Source organism: Bradyrhizobium sp. AZCC 1577, assembly GCF_036924575.1.
Classification (GTDB): domain Bacteria; phylum Pseudomonadota; class Alphaproteobacteria; order Rhizobiales; family Xanthobacteraceae; genus Bradyrhizobium.
Genome location: NZ_JAZHRQ010000001.1, coordinates 4,483,094 through 4,505,060 on the forward strand (window position 1 = coordinate 4,483,094; position 21,967 = coordinate 4,505,060).

A 21,967-nucleotide genomic window follows, 5' to 3' on the forward strand; every position below is an offset into this window, starting at 1 on the left:
GTCACCCACAGCCCGGCAAAATGTTTGCCCGTGCATGCGATTCGTTTTGGAGAATCGGGGCTGTGGCCTTAAAGGTAGAATCCCATGGCGCGGTACATATTCATCACCGGCGGCGTGGTTTCTTCGCTCGGAAAGGGTCTGGCTTCGGCGGCACTCGGTGCCCTGCTGCAGGCTCGCGGGTACAAGGTCCGTCTCCGCAAACTCGACCCCTATCTCAACCTCGATCCCGGAACGATGTCGCCGTATCAGCACGGCGAAGTGTTCGTGACCGATGACGGCGCCGAGACCGATCTCGATCTCGGCCACTACGAGCGCTTCACCGGGCGTCCGGCGACCAAGGCCGACAACATCACCACCGGGCGCATTTACCAGGACATCATCACCAAGGAACGCCGCGGCGATTATCTCGGCGCGACGATTCAAGTCGTCCCGCACGTCACCAACGCGATCAAGGAATTCGTTCTCTCCGGCAATGATGAGTACGACTTCGTGCTGGTCGAGATCGGCGGGACCGTCGGCGACATCGAGGGCTTGCCGTTCTTCGAGGCGATCCGTCAGCTCAAGAACGAGCTGCCGCGCGATCACGCCGTCTACATTCATTTGACGTTGCTGCCCTACATTCCGAGCGCCGGCGAGCTGAAGACAAAACCGACGCAGCACTCCGTGAAGGAGCTGCGCTCGATCGGCATCCAGCCCGATATCCTGTTGTGCCGCACCGACCGTGAAATCCCGAAGGAAGAGCGACGCAAGCTCGGCCTGTTCTGTAACGTGCGCGAAAGCGCCGTCATCGAGGCGAGGGACGTCGACAACATCTATGCCGTCCCTGAGGCCTATCACGCCGCAGGTCTCGACGACGAGGTGCTGGCCGCCTTCGGCATCACGCCAAAAATTCCGCCGGCGCTGCAAAGCTGGAACGTCATCAACGAGCGCGTCCGTAACCCGGAAGGCGCCGTGACGATTGCCATTGTCGGCAAGTACACCGGCATGAAGGACGCTTACAAATCGCTGATCGAGGCGCTCTCCCATGGCGGCATCGCCAACAAGGTGAAGGTCAATCTCGACTGGATCGAGAGCGAGGTGTTCGAGAACGAAGATCCCGCGCCGTTTCTCGAACATGTCAACGGCATTCTGGTGCCCGGCGGCTTCGGCCAGCGCGGTGCCGAGGGCAAGATCCGCGCGGCGCAGTTCGCTCGTGTTCGCGACGTTCCGTATTTCGGCATCTGCTTCGGCATGCAGATGGCGGTGATCGAAGCCGCCCGCAATCTCGTCGGCATCGAGGAAGCCAACTCCACCGAGTTCGGCCCGACCAAGGAGCCGCTGGTCGGACTGATGACGGAATGGCTGCGTGGCAACGAGTTGGAGAAGCGCTCGCAGTCCGGCGATCTCGGCGGCACCATGCGGCTCGGCGCCTACCCCGCGACGCTCAAGCGCGGCAGCCGCGTCTCGGCCGTCTATGGAGGCGCCACCGAGATTTCCGAGCGCCACCGCCACCGCTACGAGGTCAACACCGCGTACAAGGACCGCCTCGAACAGCACGGCCTGCGCTTCTCAGGCCTTTCGCCCGACGGCGTGCTGCCGGAGATCGTCGAATACGAGGACCATCCCTGGTTCATCGGCGTGCAATTCCACCCCGAGCTGAAGTCGCGGCCGTTCGAGCCGCATCCCCTGTTTGCGTCGTTCATTCAGGCCGCGGTGGTGCAGAGCCGGCTGGTCTAGACCTGCTTGCGGAATCGTAGGGTTGGCAAAGGCGCAATTGCGCCGTGCCCACCATCTATCCGCAATAATCCCCCGTGAATGGTGGGCACGCTGCGCTTTGCCCACCCTACGGCTATGCCCATGCCTTTGACGAACGCGTCAATTGTTGCGACAAACTTCGTCCGCAAACTGCAAGAACAATAATTCAGGGAGTGCCACCGATGATCATGGAAATGCGCGTCTATCGCTGTCTGCCGGGCCGCCTGCCGGCGCTGATGAAGCGTTTTGATACGCTGACGCTGAAGCTGTGGGACAAGCACGGCATCAAGCAGGCCGGCTTCTACACCACGCTGATCGGCACCTCCAATCAGGAACTGACCTATTTCATCGCCTGGGACTCGCTCGCCGAACGCGAGAAGAAGTGGACCGCATTCCAGTCTGATCCCGACTGGATCGCCGGCCGCGCTAGAAGCGAGGAGGACGGCCAGATCATCGACAACATCGTCAGCCAGCTCTTGGTGCCGACGGCGTTCTCCGCGGTAAAATAGTCGCGGGCGCAACCCTTATATTCGGGGGTTAAACGGGGTTGATCCTGAAAGCGCGGACCGGCATGGTCCGCGCCAGTTATGAAGGAAAATCCCTTGAACGCGAAACCCAACGCAGCCCCGGTCGTCTCGGTCGGTCCGGTCAGATTCGGCAATGATCTGCCGATTTCGATCATTGCCGGACCATGCCAGCTCGAAAGCCGTGCGCACGCCCTCGAAGTGGCGACTGCGCTGAAGGAGATCGCAGGCCGGCTCGGCATCGGCCTCGTCTACAAGACCTCCTTCGATAAGGCCAATCGAACGTCGGGCTCGGCCGCGCGCGGAATTGGCTTGGCGCAGGCCTTGCCGATCTTCGCCGAGATACGCTCCTCGCTCGGTTTACCCGTGCTGACCGACGTGCACGAGACCGCCCAATGCGCCGAGGCGGCAGAGGCAGTCGATGTGCTGCAGATCCCGGCCTTCCTGTGCCGGCAGACCGATCTGCTGCTTGCGGCGGCCGCGACCGGCAAGGTCGTCAACGTCAAGAAAGGCCAGTTCCTCGCGCCGTGGGAGATGACCAACGTCGTCACCAAGATCACCGGCGGCGGCAATCCGAACGTGCTGGTTACCGAACGCGGCGCGTCGTTCGGCTACAACACGCTGGTCTCCGACATGCGTGCACTGCCGATCATGGCGCAGACGACGGGTGCGCCCGTCATTTTCGACGCCACCCATTCGGTGCAGCAACCGGGCGGGAAGGGCACCTCGTCTGGCGGCCAGCGCGAATTCGTTCCGGTGCTGGCGCGCGCCGCGGTCGCCGTCGGCGTCGCCGGTGTGTTCATCGAGACCCATCCTGATCCGGACCGCGCGCCGTCGGATGGACCCAACATGGTGCCGCTGCGCGAGTTCGAATCCTTGGTGAAGACGCTGATGGGTTTTGACGCGCTGGCGAAGAACGCCCCGTCGTGACCGCCGCCAGCGCCATGCCGCCGGCGCTCAACATCATTGCGCTCGCGACCTTTTCGGCAGCCCTGTCTGCCCGCGCGCTCGATCCGGTGTTGCCGCATGTGGCCGAGGATTTTTCGGTCAGCATCGCCACAGCCGCGAGTTTCGCCGCCGCCTTCGCCTTCACCTTTGCCGTGATCCAGCCGGTGCTTGGCGCCTTTGCCGACATTTTCGGCAAGGCGAGGCTGATGATCGTCTGCCTGGCATTGCTCGGCTTCGCCAACATTCTCGGCGCGATGGCGACCTCGTTCCCGCTATTGTTTGCGAGCCGAATTCTGGCCGGCATCGGTTCGGGCGGCGTGTTTCCGATCGCGCTGGGGCTGACCAGCGATCTCGTTGGTGCCGAGAAGCGTCAGGTCGCGATCGGGCGTACGCTGGCTGGCGCCATGACCGGCAATCTTCTGGGCGCTACGGTGTCCGGCCTGATCGGCGATTTCCTCGGCTGGCGCGGCGTGCTGGCTGTGCTCGGTGGGATCGTCGTGCTGGCCTCGATCGTGGTTGCGATCGGATTCCGCGGCGCGGCGCTGACACATCCGCCCCGGACCAGCCTGTCAGCCCTCAAACAGGGCTATCGCACGATTTTCACCAACCCGAACGCGCGCATCTGCTACGCGGCCGTCTTTATCGAAGGCTGCTGCGTGCTCGGCTTGTTTCCGTTCATTGCCTCTTTCTTGTTCGACCTCGGACAAACCTCGCTGTCGATCGCGGGCATCGTTATCGCGGGCTTTGCGGTCGGTGGCCTGTTCTACACCATGACAGTGTCGCGGCTTCTGCCGAAGATCGGTGTCAACGGGATGATGATCGGAGGAGGCACGCTGGTCGGTGTCCAGCTCATAGCAGTGGCGATGGGTCCGGAATGGAAGTTGCAAACGCTCAGCCTGATCTTCATGGGCTGGGGTTTCTACATGATCCACGGCAGTCTGCAGGTATTTGCCAGCGAATTGTCGGCGGAGGCGCGCGCGACTGCACTGTCGTTGCACGCGTTCTTTTTCTTCATGGGGCAGACCGTCGGCCCGATCGCTTACGGTTTCGGCATCCAGCATGCCGGGAAGGTCCCAGCCTTGCTCGCGGCGGCGGCCGTGATGATCGCGCTAGGCTTTGTCTGTGCCAAACTGCTGCGCCAGACGCGGCCGGCGGATGCGGCGGCGAAGTAGCGCCGGTCTAAAACAATCCGACGATGCGCTCGATAAGATAGACCGCCGTGACATAGTCTTCTTGTCGTAACCGGTCCGGATGTCGACGCAGGGCCGGGATTTCGACCTCGGGACGACCTTAAAATGTAAGAAAACGGGACTCGCTCGCCGCCATATCCTTCGGAGCGGCTGTATGCTTGGGAGTCTGTGATAAAGATTGCCGGTGGACCGCCGAAGCAATGCAGTTTTTGACTTTCTTTTGTATTGGTACCAGCGATGATTGTCCGAGAACGTTTTCGCGGCCTTTTCCAGAAGTACTTGCTCGTGCTGTTTATGGCCGTCGCGATTCCGCTCGCGGTTAACGGTATTATCGAAGCCTGGTTTGGCTATCGCGACCAGCGAGCGAGGCTTGATCAGTTGCTCGGCGTTCAAGCAACGTCTGCCGCGGCCGAAATCCATGACTTCATCTTCGGCATCACAAACCAGCTCGGCTGGTTTGTCCAGGTTCCCTGGAGCGACGAGCCAGACGAACGTCGGCGGACCGAGGCGTTGCGCTTGCTTCGGCAAGCTCCTGCCATCGTCGATCTGGCGCTCATCGATCACAAGGGCCTCGAACGCCTCTATGTCTCACGGATCGGGCTCAATCGAATTGAAAGCCGCGCGGACCGATCCGCTGATCCTGCGGTAGTTGGCGCCCGCTCGGCACAAGTCTGGTTCAGCGATGTAAGCTACCATCGAGGCTCTGAACCGCACCTGACGGTTGCGGTGGTTGGCAACCGCCCATCGGTCGGCGCGGTTGTCGCGGAAGTCAATCTCAAGCTGATCTGGGATGTGATTTCAGCGATAAAGGTGGGAAAGAGTGGCTTTGCCTTCGTCCTGGACCGACCGGGTCGGCTCATTGCGCATCCCGACATCAGTCTTGTCCTCCGTGGGGCGGAGGAAGCGACCTCCAAGCCGTTCCGTATCATACGCGACGCAATCGGCCCGGCGGGGGCAGGCTTTGCGACGAGCCGAGATGCGGAAGGCCGTGAGATTGCCGCCGTCGCTGCTCCCGTTGCGGGCCCCGATTGGACAGTAATAGTCGAACAGCCGCTGTCTGAAGCCTACGCGCCCATCTATGCAGCCTTATGGCGGACCGCGACGCTTCTCGCCGCGGGTACGATATTTGCCGCGTTGCTTGCCTACGCACTGGCGCACCGGATGACCGAACCAATAAGGGTTCTCGAGGAAGGGACTGAGAGGATCGGGGCCGGGTCTTTCGACCACCGCATTTCCATCGAGACCGGCGACGAGTTTCAGCGTCTTGCAAACAGTTTTAACAAGATGGCTGCCGAGTTGGCGCTGGGGCAGGAGCACCAGGAGCGGATAGCGAAGCTCAAGCGATTCCTCGCACCGCAGGTGGCCGACCTCGTCGATCGAGCGGGCGACGACAGTGTATTGGACGGGCGCCGCGCTGAAGTCGTCGTCATATTTTGCGACTTGCGAGGCTTCACCGCATTTTCCGCAGCACTTGCACCAGAGGAAGTCATGAACGTGCTGTCGGAGTACTATGAGGTCCTTGGCAAAGCCATTACGCAATTTGCGGCGACACTCATCAGTTTCTCGGGAGACGGCCTTATGGTTCTCGTGAACGCTCCCGTGCCCGTTGAAGAACCGGCACTAAGGGCTGTCGATCTGGCCGTAGAGATGCAGAAGAGCGTGCAAGGGCTCATCGCCGGCTGGCGATCCCGAGGCTACCAGGTTGGCTTCGGGATCGGTCTTGCCAGCGGGGCAGCGACCGTTGGACGGATCGGATACGCGGACCGGTTCGATTACACCGCCATCGGCAGTGTGGTTAACCTGGCGGCACGTCTATGCGCATCGGCGGCAGACCGGGAAATCCTGATAGACGCTGAAGTCGCCGAACGCGTTAGGGGCAAGCGTCCCCTGGAGCGACTTGGCGACCGCCAAATCAAGGGATTTGACGAAGCTATTCCGGTATTCGGAATTTCCTTCGACACCGTGGCCGACATCAAGCCGCAGGGGTCTGGCGTAATCCGTTAGGGACTAGGTCAACTTCACGGGATATGCTGGGGGCGGCGTCCGAAACACGGCCAATCGGTGAAAGCATGACGAGCGCCAAGTTCAACGCAATGACGTCCGGCAGATGCGTCAGGCGACGAGACTTGCTTGCGTTGATGGCGGGCGCCGCCGCTTGGACGACCCCGCTACATGCGCAGAAGGCAACGATGCCGGTCATCGGCTATCTCTGCGCGGAATCTCCCGAGCTGTTTGCCAGCCGGCTGAAAGCTTTCCATGAAGGACTTCGTGAAGCTGGCTTTGTCGAAGGCCGCAATGTCGCCATCGACTATCAGTGGGCCCAAGGGCAGTACACCCGATTGCCTGCCCTGGCTGCCAACCTCGTTGCGCGCAATGTCGACATTGTCGTCGCGCCCGGCGGCGCGCAGGTGGCACTCGCTGTGAAAGCTGCTGCCTCCAACAATGCAATCGTCTTTGAGATGGGTGGCGACCCCGTTCAGTTGGGTGTCGTGGACAGCCTGTCGCGGCCGGGCGGCAATATCACGGGGGTTTCGAGCCTGAGCGTCGACGTGTCGCCGAAACGGCTTGAGCTGATGCATGAAGTGCTGCCAGTCGCGGCAAAACTGACGGTGGTCGCCAATCCTACGAGCCCAACCGCCAATTCACAATTGCGGAAGCTGCGTTCGGCCGCCGAAACCTTGGGGATCCTTCTGCAGGTGGTGAACGCAAGTACCGAGAAGGAATTCGAACCGATTTTCTCTGGCGCGGCCGAGGAAGCGGGCGGGCTCGTCTTTACATCGGACCCCTATTTTGGCATTCCGCAGCAGACAGTTGGCCGAACTCGCAATGAAATATCGCGTGCCGGCAATTACTCAGTCCCGGGACTTCCCCATGGCAGGCGGCTTGATGAGCTATGGGGGAGACTTTGCGCAATCGCATCGACGCGCGGGCATGTATGCCGGGCGGATCCTGAAAGGCGAGAAGCCCTCCGACCTTCCGGTACAGCTTGTCACCAAGGTGGAGTTCATCATCAACATGAAGGCGGCGAAGCTATTGGGGCGGGAGTTCTCGCCTTCATTCGTCAGCGGTGCTGATGAGGTGATTGAGTGAGAGATCCGTTCCCACTGCGAGGTCAGATCAGAGGCCCAGCGTGATCTCGGCCCAGCGCATCACAGTGCTACCATTGAGAAATTCGATCACGCTCGGCTCGATAGCTGCTGGCCGGTCGTGGCCGAGCACGGCAGTCGCGGCGATCATGTCGCAGCGTTCCCTGAAAACGACCGAGATCGCCGTCTTGCCAAGCGGATTGCGAGTGTTCAGCGTGTAAGCGCGGCTGCGACCTTCCATCCACGCAATTCTGATTGGACGGCTGGTGCCGAGCGGCGAGACGTCGCCGACGAGCACAAGATCTCCCATACGGTCCACATCGTCGTCATCGGCTATCCCGGTCGTGCAATTGCAAAAGCCGATCTTGGCACGCAGATAGATGTTCACCTCGGCGCCGCAATCCGCCGCCTTACAGCGGAACGCCTTTCCCTTCCCGAAGGGATCGCTTGGGAAGGGCCAGGCCATCTCGGTCCATACCGGCGCGGTCGCAGTTGCGGCCGCGTTCTGTGGCAGACCAGACCATGCCAGCAGCGCCGCCAGCACAACTCCCAGCGACGCTGCTATAATGGCGACACGACCTACCCGCCTCATCGCACCACCGTTGGTTGGACTAGTTGCTGGCGAGATGTTTCTTCGCCGCCGCGACTTCCGGCCGTTCCGTGTCGGCATTCGCCGTCAGCGTCACGAGTTGCTGATAGTTGTCTCGTGCCGCGGCCTTGTCACCGAGCGTGTCGGCGGCCTTGGCGGCGCCTGCATAGCCTTGGAGACGGTTCGGCTCCTTGGCCTTGGTGGCCTCGAACGCCGCAAGCGCCTCCTTGGCCATGCCGCGATCGAGCAGCATGAAGCCGTAGAGCTCGCGCGCCGGTGCCAGCGGGCCCGGCGTGATCGCGTGCTTCTCGGTCTTGTCCTCGGCGTCCGCTGCAGCGCTCATGGCCTTAAGCGCCTCATCGTATTTGCCCTCCGCGTGAAGCACCCAGGCAACCGCGACCTGACGCTGAATGTCGACGATTTCCGGCCAATAGATATCCTTGGCGTCGCGCAACTTGTCGCGCAATTCAGCAAGTTTTTCGACGTCGGCCTTGGCAGCCTCAGGCTTGCCAGAGCGGGCGGCGCCGAGAGCGCGGGCGAAGTGCGAGGTCGCCGTCGCGAAGTGTGAGCCGCTCGGCCTGACAGTTAGTTGTGAGGCGGCTTCCCAGTCACCGCGCTCGATCGCATAACGGGCCGGTGAAGCCGCCAGCGCGTAGTCGGCTGCCGCGACCGTGGCCTTGAAGTTGGTCTCTCTTGCCATGTCGTCCATGACAACGCGCGCCTGCTGGTCTTGGGCAAGTTGAAGGTGTGCGTAAACCATGTAATCCTGGGCGTGCAGATAGTTGCCGACCGACTTCTCGGCCTTGGCTGCCTGTACGGACGCGATGTTGGATGCAATCGATTCCTTCCAGTAGCCGACGCGGGTGTAAATGTGCGACGGCATGTGCTGGGCGTGCGGCGCGGCCGGCGCGATCTTGGCGTAGCGGTTGGCGGCATCGAGACCTTTGTGCGCGGTCGCCGGATAATCGTAGAGATGGATCAGGTAGTGCGTCACTCCCGGATGCTGCGGCAGCCGAACGGAGATCGGCTCGAGAATTGAGGCGCCCTTGCTCTGCTGTGTGTAAGTCTTGTCGTTCATGTCCGCCGACGTGTTGAGCGTGATCGCATAGGCGATCTGAGCCTCGTCGTCGTCTGGGTATTTCGCTGCGAGTTTCGCCTGGGCATCCCGGAAGGCGCGCATGCGCTGGGCATGAGGCACTTTGTCGTAATCCGCGTACATCACCATAAGCGCATCGATGTAGTCGCGTTCGCGCTCGGTGTTGGCCCCGATTTCCTTGGCCTTGGTGATGGCGGCAAGGCCGGGCGCGAGATTCGGCCGCGGGATTGCGTTGTGCGGGTTATCCATCAGCGTGAGCGCGATGCCCCAATATGCCATGGCACATTTGGGGTCGGCCTCGATCACTTCGTCAAAGATCTCTTTGGCGTTGACGTACCAAAAGGAGTGCTGATAGCGCATCGCGCGATCGAAGCGTCGCTGCGCCACTTCATTGCAAGAGATTTTAAAGTGCACTTGGCCGAGCTGCTGATCGACATCTTGTTGCGCGAAAGATGGCTGGGATGTCGATAGGGTGAGAGCTGCGACCGTAAACCCGAGGAGAGACTTCCGCATGGCCTTCCTCCCTTTGAAAAAGAATAGAGAATAGATGCACTATACGACTTTTGCGCCTGCGCTTGAATGGATATGTGGATCGTGGCAGCGCAACTGACCTTTCGGCCCCTTGAGCTCAAACGTTCTCGGAGGTCAGCTGCGCATCCACCTTCTGGTTGGCGCTTAGCCGCGCCCGCGATAGGGCGCGACGCCCTGGTCGGGCACCCACACGTCCTTCGGCAGTTTGCCCGTCTGCCAGAACACGTCGATCGGGATGCCGCCGCGCGGATACCAGTAGCCGCCGATGCGAAGCCATTTCGGCTTGATCTCGGCCGTGATCCGCTTGCCGATCATAACCGTGCAATCCTCGTGGAAGGCGCCGTGATTGCGAAAGCTCGCGACGCAGCCAAATTCGGATTGATGCAAATTTGATGAAAGATAGTTGAGTGTCAGAGGCAGAGAATGTTCTCTTCAAAACCAAGCGCATTACGATCGATCGGTCGCAAATTCGTGGCATCGAGGCAGCGGTAGCCACAATCCTCAAGGCGTTCAATGATACGTCTGCCGTCCAGCGGCTCGGGGCGATTCAGATCGGTGAGGACTTCGCACAGGATCGGCACTTTGCGACCGCTCTTTGCCAGCACGCCTTGCATGCCGTCGAAGACCTCAGCCTCGAAACCTTCGACGTCGATCTTGATAAGGCTGACGCGATCGAGATCGATTTTCCACTCGCGTACATAACTATCGAGGGCGATAACCTCAACGGTCATATTTTCCGTGAGCTCGCTGGCGTGTGCGAGGAAGCCGGTAGCAAGTGAACTCGACCCGATGTTGATATCGTAATTGTCGAAATTCTCCACGCGTGGCGCGACGACGGCCATCGTGAGGGCGCCAAGCCGCGCGCCGCAGGCAACCTGATTGGCGACGATCCGATAACCGGGATTGAGCTCCGCGAGCCGTCGGACAAAGGTGAAATATTGCGGCACCGGCTCGAAGGCGTGCACCTCGCCGCTCTGGCCCACGAGCGACAAGCTATAGGCCGACCAGTAGCCGCAATTGGCGCCGATATCGACGAAGATATTGCCAGGAGCCAGGTAGCGCTTGAAGATGCGTTCGAGAAACATTTCGTGGGTATGGAAAAAGTACTTCTTCATCAGCCGATGCAATGACATGTCGATCTCGTAATGCACGCCATTGAAGCGCGTGGTCGCGAGGCCCGTCGGCGGCGTTCTGAACTGCTCGATCGCGCGGCGCTGTACGATATCGGCAAGCCTGAGCGGATCGCTCGATGCATATTTCAGGAGGAAGCGGGCGGTCTTCCGAGCAATCATGGCGGCCTCGCGAACGTGATGTCGCGAACATGCGGACGATCTGTGGCTGGCAGTTGACTAATCTGTGGCGTCAATCGTTCGAGAGTTTTTTCTCAGCCGTGAATTTTCTGCGCCTGCGATGTATGCAATCATCATTGTCGCGGCCGTTTATTTCTCAATTGAGCCTCACTAGAAGCGTCTTCTGAAAATTCCGCGCGCGCAGCGGAAGGCGTTCAAGCCATGCCCGGACGCTTGGCGTGCCTACCCCCGCCCGCGATAGGGCGCGACGCCCTGATCGGGCACCCACACATCCTTGGGCAGCTTGCCCGTCTGCCAGAACACGTCGATTGGGATGCCGCCGCGCGGATACCAGTAGCCGCCAATGCGCAGCCATCTCGGCTTGATCTCGGCCGCGATCCGTTTGCCGATCATGACCGTGCAGTCCTCATGGAAGGCGCCGTGATTGCGAAAGCTCGCGACATAGAGTTTTAGCGATTTGGATTCCAGCAGCCATTGTCCCGGCACATAGTCGATCACAAGATGCGCGAAATCCGGCTGACCCGTCACCGGGCAGATCGAAGTGAACTCCGGTGCGGTGAAGCGAACCAGATAATTGGTGCCGGCTTGCGGATTGGGCACGCGGTCGAGCTGCGCCTTTTCCGGGCTATCAGGCCATTCCACGGCGCGGCCGAGCTGCAATGATGTGGGCAATGATTTCTTGGCCATCATGATCGTCCTGTTGCGAGCGCTGACATGAACGCTGCAGGGGTGATCGTCAACCGTCAGCGCGAGGCTGGGTCGCCAAGAAACCGCACCAGCGCCTGCCGTTCGGCGGCGTCCTCGATCCCGCGCATCGACATCCACAATCCCGGAAACATTGCGGCGGGATCGGCGAGGAAGGCTTCCAGCCGCTTCACGTCCCAGCGCAATCCATCGTTGCGCGCCTGGCGCAGCACCGGCGAATAGTCGAATCCGGCGTCGCTGCCGACAGGGCGTCCGATCACACCCGACAGGTTGGGACCGGGCAGGCCGCGCTCCGCGGGATCGAGGCTATGGCAGGCGCGGCAGGGCGCGAACGCCCGCGCGCCGTCTTCCGCGGTGGCGGGAGCGGGCAGGAGAAGGGATAACAGCGACAGGACGACGAAGCGCCTCACGCGGCCGTCTGTATCACGACCACCCGGCCATTGCCGGATTCAGCGCCCCAGGTCTCGCCGGGCCGGCCGTCGAGCTGGCGCACATTCGCACCCGATTTGTCGCTCGGGAAGGCGTTGAATTTTTCCGTTACGGGATCGAAGCGCACGATGGCATTGGCGCCGAAATCGGTGAGCCAGACCTTGTCCTTGTCGTCGACATAGACGGCATACGCCCGCGGATTGCTCCCGGGCAGCTTCCAAGCCTTCCAGGAGCCGTCGGCGGGATCGTGCACCGACACTTGGCCGCTGTTCCATTCGCTGACCCAGATCCGGCTCTTGGAGTCCGACCACACCCGCCGCGCGCCCTGCTTTGGCGTTGACGGTTCGACGATGGTCGCCTGGCCGCTCGCCAGATCGATCTTTGCAATGTGATTGCCGGCGAGCGAGGCGTACCAGATCTCGCCCTTCGGGGTGACCGTGATCCCGTAAGGACCGACGCCGCGCGGCGCCTTGAACACGGTCATTTCGCCAGATTTCGGATCCAGCCGGCCATAGATGCCGGACTGGCCGGTGAACCAGTAGATGCCGCTCTTGTCGAACACGCCGGTGTTGAGGTTGGCGTAGGCCTCCTTTTCGGGCAGGCGGAACAGCGTCACCTTGTGGTCACTGGGGTCGACGCGCGCGATCGCGTTCTGTCCGCCTTCGGTCACCCACGGCGCGCCGTCGGGGCCGATCACGACGCCATGCGGCGATGCGCCCTTGCCGAGATTGATTAATTTGAAGGCGCCGTCCCGTGGGTCTAATCGCCCCAACGTTCCATTGCGCTGACCGGTGAACCAGATCGCGCCATCGCGCGCGGGCGTGACGTCGTGCAGGCCGACGCCGGCGTCGATCGGATAATATTTGACCCGGAACGGGCCTTCCTGCGCGGCAGCCGCGCGCAGAAGGGCGGGGGCAGCGAAAATTCCAGCAGTGGTGCTTTTAAGAAACTGACGGCGGTTCATTGCGTTACCCCTGCTTGTGAACGTGAAGGTTTGGACGCCGATATCAACTCTGGAGCAGTTTATCCTGACCAGGCGGTGTCGTCCGGAAAAGGCCTTAGCCAAAGCGTTCACATTTGCTTGCGCGCCGTGTAAGACGCCCCCGAAATCGCCACCCACCACTTTAGGAAAGTGCAGACATGACCGCCATCGTCGACATCATTGGCCGTGAAATTCTCGATAGCCGTGGCAATCCCACCGTTGAAGTCGATGTGGTGCTGGAAGACGGCTCGATCGGCCGCGCGGCTGTTCCCTCCGGTGCGTCCACCGGAGCCCATGAGGCGGTCGAACTGCGAGACGGCGACAAGCAGCGCTATCTCGGCAAGGGCGTGCAAAAGGCGGTGGAAGCCGTTAACGGCGAAATCTTCGAGGCGCTGAGCGATCAGGCCGTCGAGGACCAGGTCCACATCGATCAGATCATGATCGATCTCGACGGCACGCCGAACAAGAGCCGGCTCGGCGCCAATGCCATCCTCGGCGTCTCGCTGGCCTGCGCCAAGGCAGCGGCCGAATCCTTCGACATGCCGCTCTATCGTTACGTCGGCGGCACCTCGGCGCGGACGCTGCCGGTGCCGATGATGAACATCATCAATGGCGGCGCGCACGCCGACAACCCGATCGATTTCCAGGAATTCATGATCCTTCCCGTGGGCGCCGCGAGCTTCGCCGAGGCACTGCGCTGCGGTTCGGAAATCTTCCACACGCTGCGTAGCGAACTGAAGAAGGCCGGCCATAACACCAATGTCGGCGACGAGGGCGGCTTTGCGCCGAACCTGCCGTCAGCGGACGCAGCCCTCGAGTTCGTGGTGAGCGCGATCGGCAAGGCCGGCTACAAGGCGGGCAGCGATGTGATGCTCGGCCTCGACTGCGCGGCCACCGAGTTCTTCAAGGACGGCAGTTACGTCTACGGCGGCGAGAACAAGACCCGCTCGCGTTCCGAGCAGGCAAAATATCTCGCCGATCTCGTCTCGCGTTATCCGATCGTCACGATCGAGGACGGCATGTCAGAGGATGACATGGACGGCTGGAAGGAATTGACCGACCTGATCGGCAAGAAGTGCCAGCTCGTCGGCGACGACCTGTTCGTCACCAACGTCACCCGCCTTGCCGACGGCATCAAGAACGGCCGCGCCAATTCGATCCTGATCAAGGTCAACCAGATCGGCACACTAACGGAGACGCTCGCCGCCGTCGAGCTGGCGCACAAATACGGCTACACTTCCGTGATGTCGCACCGTTCCGGCGAGACGGAAGATTCCACCATCGCCGATCTCGCGGTCGCCACCAATTGCGGCCAGATCAAAACCGGATCATTGGCGCGCTCCGATCGCACCGCCAAGTACAACCAGCTCCTGCGCATCGAGCAGCAACTCGGCAAGCAGGCAAAATATGCCGGCAAATCGGCGCTGAAGGCCTTGGCATAACGCATCGGCGCAACCAGATAGGACGGACACCAGGGGGAGGATGGCGATGAGCGACGGCAAGAGCGGGCTTCAACTGCGTTCGCTGCTCAAGAAGAGCGGCGAACTCGAATTGTCGCTGGTCGATGTCCCGACGCCCGAGCCGGCCGACGACGAAGTCGTGGTCCGTGTCGAGGCGACCCCGATCAATCCCTCCGATCTCGGGCTCTTGATCGGTCCGGCCGACATGTCGACCGCCAAGGAATCCGGCAGCGCGGACGCGCCTGTCATCACCGCGAAGATGCCGGAATCGGCGATGCGGATGATGGCGGCGCGGCTCGACCAGTCGCTCCCCGTCGGCAATGAAGGTGCCGGCGTGGTGATCAGGACCGGATCTTCGGACGCCGCGAAAGCGCTGATGGGCAAGGCGGTTTCGATGATCGGCGGCGCGATGTACACGCAGTATCGCACCATCAAGGTCAGGGACGTCATGGAGCTGCCGTCAGGCACAACGCCGGCCGACGGCGCATCATGGTTCGTCAATCCCTTGACCGCGCTCGGGATGACCGAGACGATGCGGCGCGAGAACCACAAGGCGCTGGTGCACACCGCGGCTGCCTCCAATCTCGGGCAGATGCTCAACAAGATCTGCATCAAGGACGGCATCGGCCTCGTCAATATCGTCCGCAGCAAGGAGCAGGCCGACATCCTGCACACGATCGGCGCCAAATATGTCGTCGATTCCACCGCAGACACGTTCATGGACGACCTGACCAACGCCTTGGTGGAAACCGGCGCCACCATTGCGTTCGATGCGATCGGCGGCGGCAAGCTGGCAAGCCAGATTCTGACTTGCATGGAAATCGCGGCCAACAAGACCGCCAAGGAATACAGCCGCTACGGCTCGAACGTGTACAAGCAGGTCTATATCTACGGCAGCCTCGACAACCGTCCGACCGAGCTCAGCCGTACATTCGGCCTGACCTGGGGCGTCGGCGGCTGGCTCTTGACGCCGTTCCTGCAAAAGATCGGCCCCGCCGAAATCGGCCGGCTGCGCCAGCGTGTCGCGTCCGAGCTCAAGACCACCTTTGCCAGCCACTACACGCAGGTAGTGTCGCTGCAGGAGACGCTGCAGCTTTCCAACATCGCCATCTACAACAAGCGCTCCACCGGCGAGAAATTCCTGATCAACCCGAACAAGGGGTGAGCGCGCGCTTCTATCGCCGCGAACAGGCTGCCTTTCAGGCGGCCTGTTTTTGCATGCCGAGGAGCCGTAAAGATAAGTTGATGCACTTGCATCTTTCCGCTGATCTGGCGTAAGGGAGCGCTGGCGCTTTCGCTTCAAAAGGAAATTCAATGGCCACCTATTACACCATCGTCACGATCGTCGGTTCTCTCCGCAAGGAGAGCTTTTCGCTCAAGGTCGCCAATGCGCTCGCCAAACTGGCGCCGGCTTCGCTCAAGCTCGATGTGACCACGCTGCATGAAATTTCCTTCTTCAACCAGGATTTGGAAGGGGCACCGCCGGCTGACTGGCTGGCGTTTCGCGAAAAGCTGCAGAAGTCGAACGGCGTGCTGTTCGTGACGCCCGAATATAACCGCTCGATCCCAGGCGTGTTGAAGAACGCGATCGACGTCGGGTCGCGCCCCTATGGCAAGAGCTCGTTCCTCGGCAAGCCGACCGGCATCGTCAGCAACTCGCCCGGCGCGCTCGGCGGCGTCAGCGCCGCCAAGCATTTGCAGAACATCCTGCCGGGCATTTCCGGCCCGATCCTCGGCCAGCCCGAAATCTACCTCAACGGCATCGGCGACGCTTTTAACGAGAAGGGTGAGCTCGTGAAGGAAGCGGTGCAGAAGGTGCTGCAGCAATACATCAACGCGTTTGCGGCATTCGTCGAGAAGCAGAACGGGTAACAGCTCCTTCCCCGTCATTGCGAGGAGCGCAAGCGACGAAGCAATCCATCTGTCCTCACGCGCGGAGAGATGGATTGCTTCGCTTCGCTCGCAATGACGGGAGGAGCCAGTCAGGCCGCGTTCTTAGCATTCCATTAACCGGACCGTCGCATCTTGGCCCCATGGTCTCCCGAACTCGATTGAAATCCATCCTGACCGGCCTAGCCCTCTATACGGTGGCGGCGATGATGGTCGGCTATTTCGGCGTCAACGCTTACACCGGCAAATACGGCTTGAACGCGCGCCAGGAGCTCGATCAGGAAATCATTGCCCTGACTTCGGAATTGGCGCGGCTGAAGCGGGAGCGGGCAGAGGGCGAGCAGCGGGTATCGCTGCTGCGGTCCGACCGGGTCGATCCCGACATGCTGGATGAGCGCGCGCGCTTCCAGCTCGACTACGCCAATCCGCGCGATCTGATCCGGATCGTCAAGCCGAACTGATTTTCAAACCGATGTGACGAACACGGCCGTCATGGGGACGATGCCGGCGTGTCAGTCCGCAAATTTCAAAAAATCGCGAAATCAATTTCGAAAATGTCGCAGGCCACATTGCACTGCGGTATAGCAATATTTTCTCCAGCGCACGCAATCCTTTCACGGCGGTTTGAGTTGGGATAGAGAGGGCTGATCCGTCTCTCTTTCACCCGGAATTGCCATGGCTGCACCCAAGAAAAGCGTCGCGAAAGAATCAGGGCAGGAGAAGGCAAACGGGTCCCCACCGGAATTCACCAAGGCGCAGGAACTGGCCGCGCTGCGGGACATGCTCTTGATCCGCCGCTTCGAGGAAAAGGCCGGCCAGCTCTACGGCATGGGTGCGATCGGCGGCTTCTGCCATCTCTATATCGGCCAGGAAGCTGTGGTAGTCGGAATGCAGATGGCCCTGAAGAAGGGCGATCAGGTCATAACCGGATACCGTGACCACGGCCACATGCTGGCCTGCGGGATGGACGCCAACGGCGTCATGGCCGAACTCACCGGCCGCCGCGGCGGCTATTCCAAGGGCAAAGGCGGCTCCATGCACATGTTCAGCATGGAGAAGAATTTCTACGGCGGCCACGGCATCGTCGGCGCCCAGGTTTCGCTCGGGACCGGCCTTGCTTTCGCCAATCGTTATCGCGGCAATGATTTCGTCAGCGTCGCCTATTTCGGCGACGGCGCGTCCAACCAGGGCCAGGTCTACGAGAGTTTTAATATGGCGGAGCTGTGGAAGCTCCCGGTGATCTATGTGATCGAGAACAACCGCTACGCCATGGGCACGTCGGTGACGCGCTCCTCCGCCCTGACCGATTTTTCCAAGCGCGGCGCCTCCTTCAACATTCCGGGCCAGCAGGTCGACGGCATGGACGTCCGCGCCGTGAAGGCCGCCGGCGACGAGGCGGTGGCCTGGTGCCGCGCCGGCAAGGGGCCGTTCATCCTGGAAATGCAGACCTATCGCTACCGCGGCCACTCGATGTCCGACCCCGCGAAATACCGGACCCGCGAAGAGGTCGAAAAAATCCGCACCGACCAGGACCCGATCGAGCAGGTGCGCAACCGCCTGCTGGCCGCCAAGGTCAGCGAGCAGGAGTTGAAGGCGATCGACGCCGAGGTTCGCGAGATCGTCAACGCATCCGCCGATTTCGCCCAGCGCGATCCCGAGCCCGATCCGTCCGAGCTCTGGACCGACGTCTACCGCTGAATTCAAACCACGCGCAGAACTAGAGCATGATCCGGAAAAGTGGAAACCGGTTTTCCGAAACGATTATGCTCAAACGATCTAAAGAGTGATTTTTCGGGAGCCGATATGCCCATTCAAGTGCTGATGCCTGCGCTGTCGCCCACCATGGAGAAGGGCAACTTGGCGAAGTGGCTGAAGAAGGAAGGCGAAACGATCAAGTCGGGCGATGTCATCGCCGAGATCGAGACCGATAAGGCGACGATGGAAGTCGAGGCGACCGATGAGGGCACGCTCGGCAAGATATTGATCCCGGAAGGGACCGCCGACGTCGCCGTCAACACGCCGATCGCGACCATTCTGGCCGACGGCGAGAGCGCCGCCGATCTCGGCAAGGCCAGCGCGCCGGCGCCAGCGGCGAAGGCCGCGGAATCCGCGCCCCCCGCTGAAGCCAAAGCGGAAGCGCCGCAGCCCAAGGCCGAGAAGGCACCTGCCGCGCCGCCAGCCGCGGTCGCCGAGCCCGATCCGGAAGTCCCCGCCGGCACCGAGATGATCACGCAGACCATTCGCGAGGCGCTGCGAGATGCGATGGCGGAAGAGATGCGGCGCGACCCCGACGTGTTCATCATGGGCGAAGAGGTCGCGGAGTATCAGGGCGCCTACAAGGTGACCCAGGGGCTCTTGCAGGAATTCGGCGCGCGGCGCGTGATCGATACCCCGATCACCGAGCATGGCTTTGCCGGCGTCGGCGTTGGTGCTGCGATGTCGGGGCTGAAGCCGGTCGTCGAATTCATGACGTTCAATTTCGCCATGCAGGCGATCGACCAGATCATCAACTCCGCGGCCAAGACGCTGTACATGTCGGGGGGCCAGATGGGCTGCTCGATCGTCTTCCGCGGCCCGAACGGCGCCGCCGCCCGCGTCGCCGCCCAGCATAGCCAGGACTACTCGGCCTGGTACTCGCAAATTCCCGGGCTGAAGGTGATCGCGCCGTTCTCGGCGGCCGACTACAAGGGACTGCTCAAGGCCGCGATCCGCGATCCCAACCCCGTCATCTTCCTCGAAAACGAAGTCTTGTACGGCCACACCGGCGAAGTGCCAAAACTCGACGACTACGTCATCCCGATCGGCAAGGCGCGTATTGTTCGCTCGGGCAAGGACGTAACGCTGATCTCGTGGTCGAATGGCATGACCTACGCGCTGAAAGCCGCCGACGAGCTCGCGAAGGAAGGCATCGAGGCCGAGGTGATCGACCTGCGCACGCTGCGCCCGATGGACACCGAGACGATCGTCAACTCGGTAAAGAAGACCGGCCGTGCGGTGACGGTGGAAGAGGGCTGGCAGCAGTCCGGCGTCGGCGCCGAGATTGCCGCCCGCATCATGGAGCACGCCTTCGACTACCTCGATGCGCCGGTCGCGCGCGTATCCGGCAAGGACGTGCCGATGCCTTATGCCGCGAACCTCGAAAAGCTCGCATTGCCTTCGGTAGCCGAGGTGGTCGCAGCCGCCAAAGCCGTTTCTTATCGGTAAGCCCATGGCCGGTCCTAACGAACAACCGCTGCCGCCGGACGTGATCGGCCGCGAGGACGCCGTTGAAGTCCTGCGCGCCTTCGTCGTCGATGGTGGGCTCTCGATCGCGTTCCAGCGCGCTTTCGAGGAACCTGACATGTGGGGCCTCTTGCTGGTCGATATCGCCCGCCACGCCGCCCGCGCCTATGCGCGCGAGAGCGGCTACACCGAGGACGAGGCGCTCGCGCGCATCGTCGAGATGTTCGAAGCCGAGATCAACCGGCCGACCGACATGGGCTCCACCACGCCCCGGTCGCAACAGGGTCACTGACGATGCCGATCAACATTTTGATGCCCGCGCTGTCGCCCACGATGGAAAAGGGCAACCTTGCCAAGTGGCTCAAGAAAGAGGGCGACAAGGTCAAGTCCGGCGACGTGATCGCCGAGATCGAGACCGACAAGGCGACGATGGAAGTCGAGGCGGTCGACGAGGGCACGATTGCCAGGATTCTGGTGCCGGAGGGTACGCAGGACGTCCCCGTCAACGACGTGATCGCGGTGTTGGCCGGCGACGACGAGGATGTGAAGGCGGCAGGCGCCGCGCCCGCGCCGAAGGCTGCTGAAGCGCCCAAGGAGGCACCCAAGGAAGCTCCGAAGCCCGCTGCCGCGGCACCGGCGCCAACACCTGCTCCCGCAGCCGCTCCCGCGCCTGCCCCTCAGGCGGCGGCCGCTGCCAAGGGTAACGGCCAAGGCCGCATCTTCTCGTCGCCGCTCGCGCGCCGTCTTGCCAAGGATGCGGGCATTGATCTTTCGCGCATCAACGGCTCGGGCCCGCATGGCCGCGTCGTCGCCCGCGACGTCGAGGACGCGAAATCCGGCAAGGGCCTGAAAGCCCCGGCCGCCGCGCCTGCGGCGGGTCCGAGCATCGCGCCTATGGGCGCGTTTGCGCCCGGGATGTCCGACAAGCAGATTTTGGCGCTGTTCGAGGAAGGCTCCTACGAGATCGTGCCGCATGACGGCATGCGCCGCACCATCGCGCAACGGCTCACCGCTTCGGTGCAGACCGTGCCGCATTTCTATCTGACGATGGACTGCGACATCGGCAAGCTTCTGGTCGCGCGCGAGGAGATCAACGCCGCAGCCCCCAAGGACAAGGAAAAGAAGCCGCTCTACAAGCTCTCGGTCAACGACTTCGTCATCAAGGCGATGGCGATTGCGCTGCAGCGGATCCCGAATTGCAACGTGAGCTGGACCGAAAGCGGCATGCTCAAGCACAAGCACTCCGACATCGGCGTGGCCGTGGCCATGCCCGGCGGCCTGATCACGCCGATCATCCGGAAAGCCGAGACCAAGACACTCTCCACGATTTCGTCCGAAATGAAAGACTTTGCCGCGCGTGCGCGGGCGCGCAAGCTGAAGCCGGAAGAATACCAGGGCGGCACCACGGCGGTATCCAACCTTGGCATGTACGGCATCAACCACTTCACCGCCGTGATCAATCCGCCGCATGCGACGATCCTCGCGGTCGGCACCAGCGAGGAGCGTCCCGTGGTGCGCGCCGGCAAGATCGAGATCGCGCAGATGATGAGCGTGACGCTCTCCTGCGATCACCGCGCGATCGACGGCGCGCTCGGCGCCGAGCTGATCGGCGCCTTCAAGCAGTTGATCGAAAACCCCGTCATGATGATGGTGTAAGGGAGCTGCAGACACCAATCTTTTTGCATCGAGCGAAATCCGCCGACTTCAGGACCAAGGGAAAGCCGATGTCGCCAGGCGAAGTCAAACTGTCGGCCAAGCCGGTGTTCATCGGCTGGATTACGCTGTTGACCCAGCTTCCGTTGCAGCTATTTTTCACGGTGTGGTGCGGCGTCTTCTTCGGTGGCATGGGCGCGGCGATCGGCATTTTTCCGAATACGAGGGATGCGTCCTACGCCATAGGCGCGATTGCATTCTTTGTTATTCCGATCGTTGCCTATTTCGGCAAGAAGCTGAATTACAGTCGGACTGAATACCGCTTCTATTCCGACCGGCTCGAATTCGATGAAGGTTTTCTCACCATCAACAAGAAGGTGATCAAGTTTCGCGACGTAAAGGAGACCACCTTGCGCAAGGGCATCCTTCAGCGCAGCTACGATCTCGGGTCAATTTACCTCGCAACCCTTGCGACCGGGTCGACACGAAATTCGAATCCGTTCGTGTCGCTGGGTTTCGGTAATGTTTCGGCGAGCGGCGTCATTGTGCGCGATATCTCCGATCCCGACCAAGCCTTTGAGACAATCCGGAAGCTGGTTGACGCGAAGAGCGATTAGA

General features: G+C 61.6%; 20 protein-coding genes and 2 pseudogenes. 15 read left to right on the top strand and 7 right to left on the bottom strand.

Annotation, left to right across the window (positions count from 1 at the left end; genetic code table 11):
• Positions 1-84: 84 nt before the first annotated feature.
• From V1278_RS21190 to V1278_RS37005, 6 genes and pseudogenes are all read left to right on the top strand, one after another.
• Positions 85-1,716 (top strand): CTP synthase, encoded by a 1,632-nt coding sequence (locus tag V1278_RS21190; protein WP_065747222.1) that lies wholly within the window; start codon positions 85-87, stop codon positions 1,714-1,716.
• A 200-nt stretch (positions 1,717-1,916) separates the two neighbouring features.
• Positions 1,917-2,243, top strand: a complete 327-nt coding sequence (locus V1278_RS21195) for an NIPSNAP family protein (RefSeq protein WP_334362888.1) — start codon at positions 1,917-1,919, stop codon at positions 2,241-2,243.
• Positions 2,244-2,321: 78 nt separating this feature from the next.
• The gene (gene kdsA / locus V1278_RS21200; protein ID WP_442893750.1) at positions 2,322-3,188 is read left to right on the top strand and encodes a 3-deoxy-8-phosphooctulonate synthase; all 867 of its coding nucleotides are present in this window, start codon (positions 2,322-2,324) and stop codon (positions 3,186-3,188) included.
• Positions 3,189-3,202: 14 nt separating this feature from the next.
• Positions 3,203-4,378, top strand: a complete 1,176-nt coding sequence (locus V1278_RS21205) for an MFS transporter (RefSeq protein ID WP_334384226.1) — start codon at positions 3,203-3,205, stop codon at positions 4,376-4,378.
• Positions 4,379-4,633: 255 nt separating this feature from the next.
• Positions 4,634-6,400 (top strand): adenylate/guanylate cyclase domain-containing protein, encoded by a 1,767-nt coding sequence (locus tag V1278_RS21210; RefSeq protein ID WP_334382098.1) that lies wholly within the window; start codon positions 4,634-4,636, stop codon positions 6,398-6,400.
• 134 nt (positions 6,401-6,534) lie between these two features.
• Positions 6,535-7,486: pseudogene (locus V1278_RS37005) on the top strand (ABC transporter substrate-binding protein).
• Between the two features lie 27 nt (positions 7,487-7,513).
• Here the strand turns inward: V1278_RS37005 and V1278_RS21225 are convergent.
• The 7 genes and pseudogenes from V1278_RS21225 to V1278_RS21255 all read right to left on the bottom strand — a co-directional run bounded on the left by V1278_RS21225 (position 7,514) and on the right by V1278_RS21255 (position 13,106).
• Positions 7,514-8,074 (bottom strand): hypothetical protein, encoded by a 561-nt coding sequence (locus tag V1278_RS21225; RefSeq protein WP_334382100.1) that lies wholly within the window; start codon positions 8,072-8,074, stop codon positions 7,514-7,516.
• A gap of 19 nt (positions 8,075-8,093) precedes the next feature.
• Positions 8,094-9,680, bottom strand: a complete 1,587-nt coding sequence (locus tag V1278_RS21230) for a tetratricopeptide repeat protein (protein ID WP_334362882.1) — start codon at positions 9,678-9,680, stop codon at positions 8,094-8,096.
• Positions 9,681-9,842: 162 nt separating this feature from the next.
• Positions 9,843-10,061 (bottom strand): annotated as a pseudogene (locus V1278_RS21235) (preQ(1) synthase); the annotation flags it as partial.
• Between the two features lie 47 nt (positions 10,062-10,108).
• On the bottom strand, positions 10,109-10,990 hold the full coding sequence (locus tag V1278_RS21240; RefSeq protein ID WP_334382101.1) for an FkbM family methyltransferase: 882 nt from the start codon (positions 10,988-10,990) through the stop codon (positions 10,109-10,111).
• 240 nt (positions 10,991-11,230) lie between these two features.
• Entirely contained in the window at positions 11,231-11,695 is a 465-nt protein-coding gene (gene queF / locus V1278_RS21245) for a preQ(1) synthase (RefSeq protein ID WP_334382102.1), read from the bottom strand.
• A 56-nt stretch (positions 11,696-11,751) separates the two neighbouring features.
• Entirely contained in the window at positions 11,752-12,123 is a 372-nt protein-coding gene (locus V1278_RS21250) for a c-type cytochrome (RefSeq protein ID WP_334382103.1), read from the bottom strand.
• A complete protein-coding gene (locus tag V1278_RS21255) occupies positions 12,120-13,106 on the bottom strand; it encodes a Vgb family protein (RefSeq protein WP_334382104.1) in 987 nt (328 codons plus the stop codon). Before V1278_RS21255 ends, V1278_RS21250 begins: the two co-directional genes overlap by 4 nt.
• Before the next feature lie 176 nt (positions 13,107-13,282).
• Between V1278_RS21255 and eno the strand changes: the two genes are divergently transcribed.
• The 9 genes from eno to V1278_RS21300 all read left to right on the top strand — a co-directional run bounded on the left by eno (position 13,283) and on the right by V1278_RS21300 (position 21,966).
• A complete protein-coding gene (gene eno, locus V1278_RS21260; RefSeq protein ID WP_334382105.1) occupies positions 13,283-14,566 on the top strand; it encodes a phosphopyruvate hydratase in 1,284 nt (427 codons plus the stop codon).
• A 46-nt stretch (positions 14,567-14,612) separates the two neighbouring features.
• The gene (locus V1278_RS21265) at positions 14,613-15,749 is read left to right on the top strand and encodes a zinc-binding dehydrogenase (protein WP_334382106.1); all 1,137 of its coding nucleotides are present in this window, start codon (positions 14,613-14,615) and stop codon (positions 15,747-15,749) included.
• A 149-nt stretch (positions 15,750-15,898) separates the two neighbouring features.
• Positions 15,899-16,456 (top strand): NADPH-dependent FMN reductase, encoded by a 558-nt coding sequence (locus V1278_RS21270; RefSeq protein ID WP_334382107.1) that lies wholly within the window; start codon positions 15,899-15,901, stop codon positions 16,454-16,456.
• A gap of 161 nt (positions 16,457-16,617) precedes the next feature.
• Positions 16,618-16,935 (top strand): FtsB family cell division protein, encoded by a 318-nt coding sequence (locus tag V1278_RS21275; protein WP_057843085.1) that lies wholly within the window; start codon positions 16,618-16,620, stop codon positions 16,933-16,935.
• A gap of 214 nt (positions 16,936-17,149) precedes the next feature.
• Positions 17,150-18,172: a pyruvate dehydrogenase (acetyl-transferring) E1 component subunit alpha gene (gene pdhA, locus V1278_RS21280; RefSeq protein ID WP_334362874.1), complete on the top strand. Its 1,023-nt coding sequence runs from the start codon at positions 17,150-17,152 to the stop codon at positions 18,170-18,172.
• 105 nt (positions 18,173-18,277) lie between these two features.
• On the top strand, positions 18,278-19,678 hold the full coding sequence (locus V1278_RS21285; protein ID WP_334382108.1) for a pyruvate dehydrogenase complex E1 component subunit beta: 1,401 nt from the start codon (positions 18,278-18,280) through the stop codon (positions 19,676-19,678).
• 4 nt (positions 19,679-19,682) lie between these two features.
• Entirely contained in the window at positions 19,683-19,988 is a 306-nt protein-coding gene (locus tag V1278_RS21290) for a DUF5076 domain-containing protein (RefSeq protein WP_028345892.1), read from the top strand.
• Between the two features lie 2 nt (positions 19,989-19,990).
• Positions 19,991-21,352, top strand: coding sequence for a pyruvate dehydrogenase complex dihydrolipoamide acetyltransferase (locus V1278_RS21295; RefSeq protein WP_334382109.1), 1,362 nt, complete (start codon positions 19,991-19,993; stop codon positions 21,350-21,352).
• A 68-nt stretch (positions 21,353-21,420) separates the two neighbouring features.
• Positions 21,421-21,966, top strand: coding sequence for a PH domain-containing protein (locus tag V1278_RS21300; protein ID WP_334382110.1), 546 nt, complete (start codon positions 21,421-21,423; stop codon positions 21,964-21,966).
• The last annotated feature ends 1 nt before the right edge of the window (position 21,967 follow it).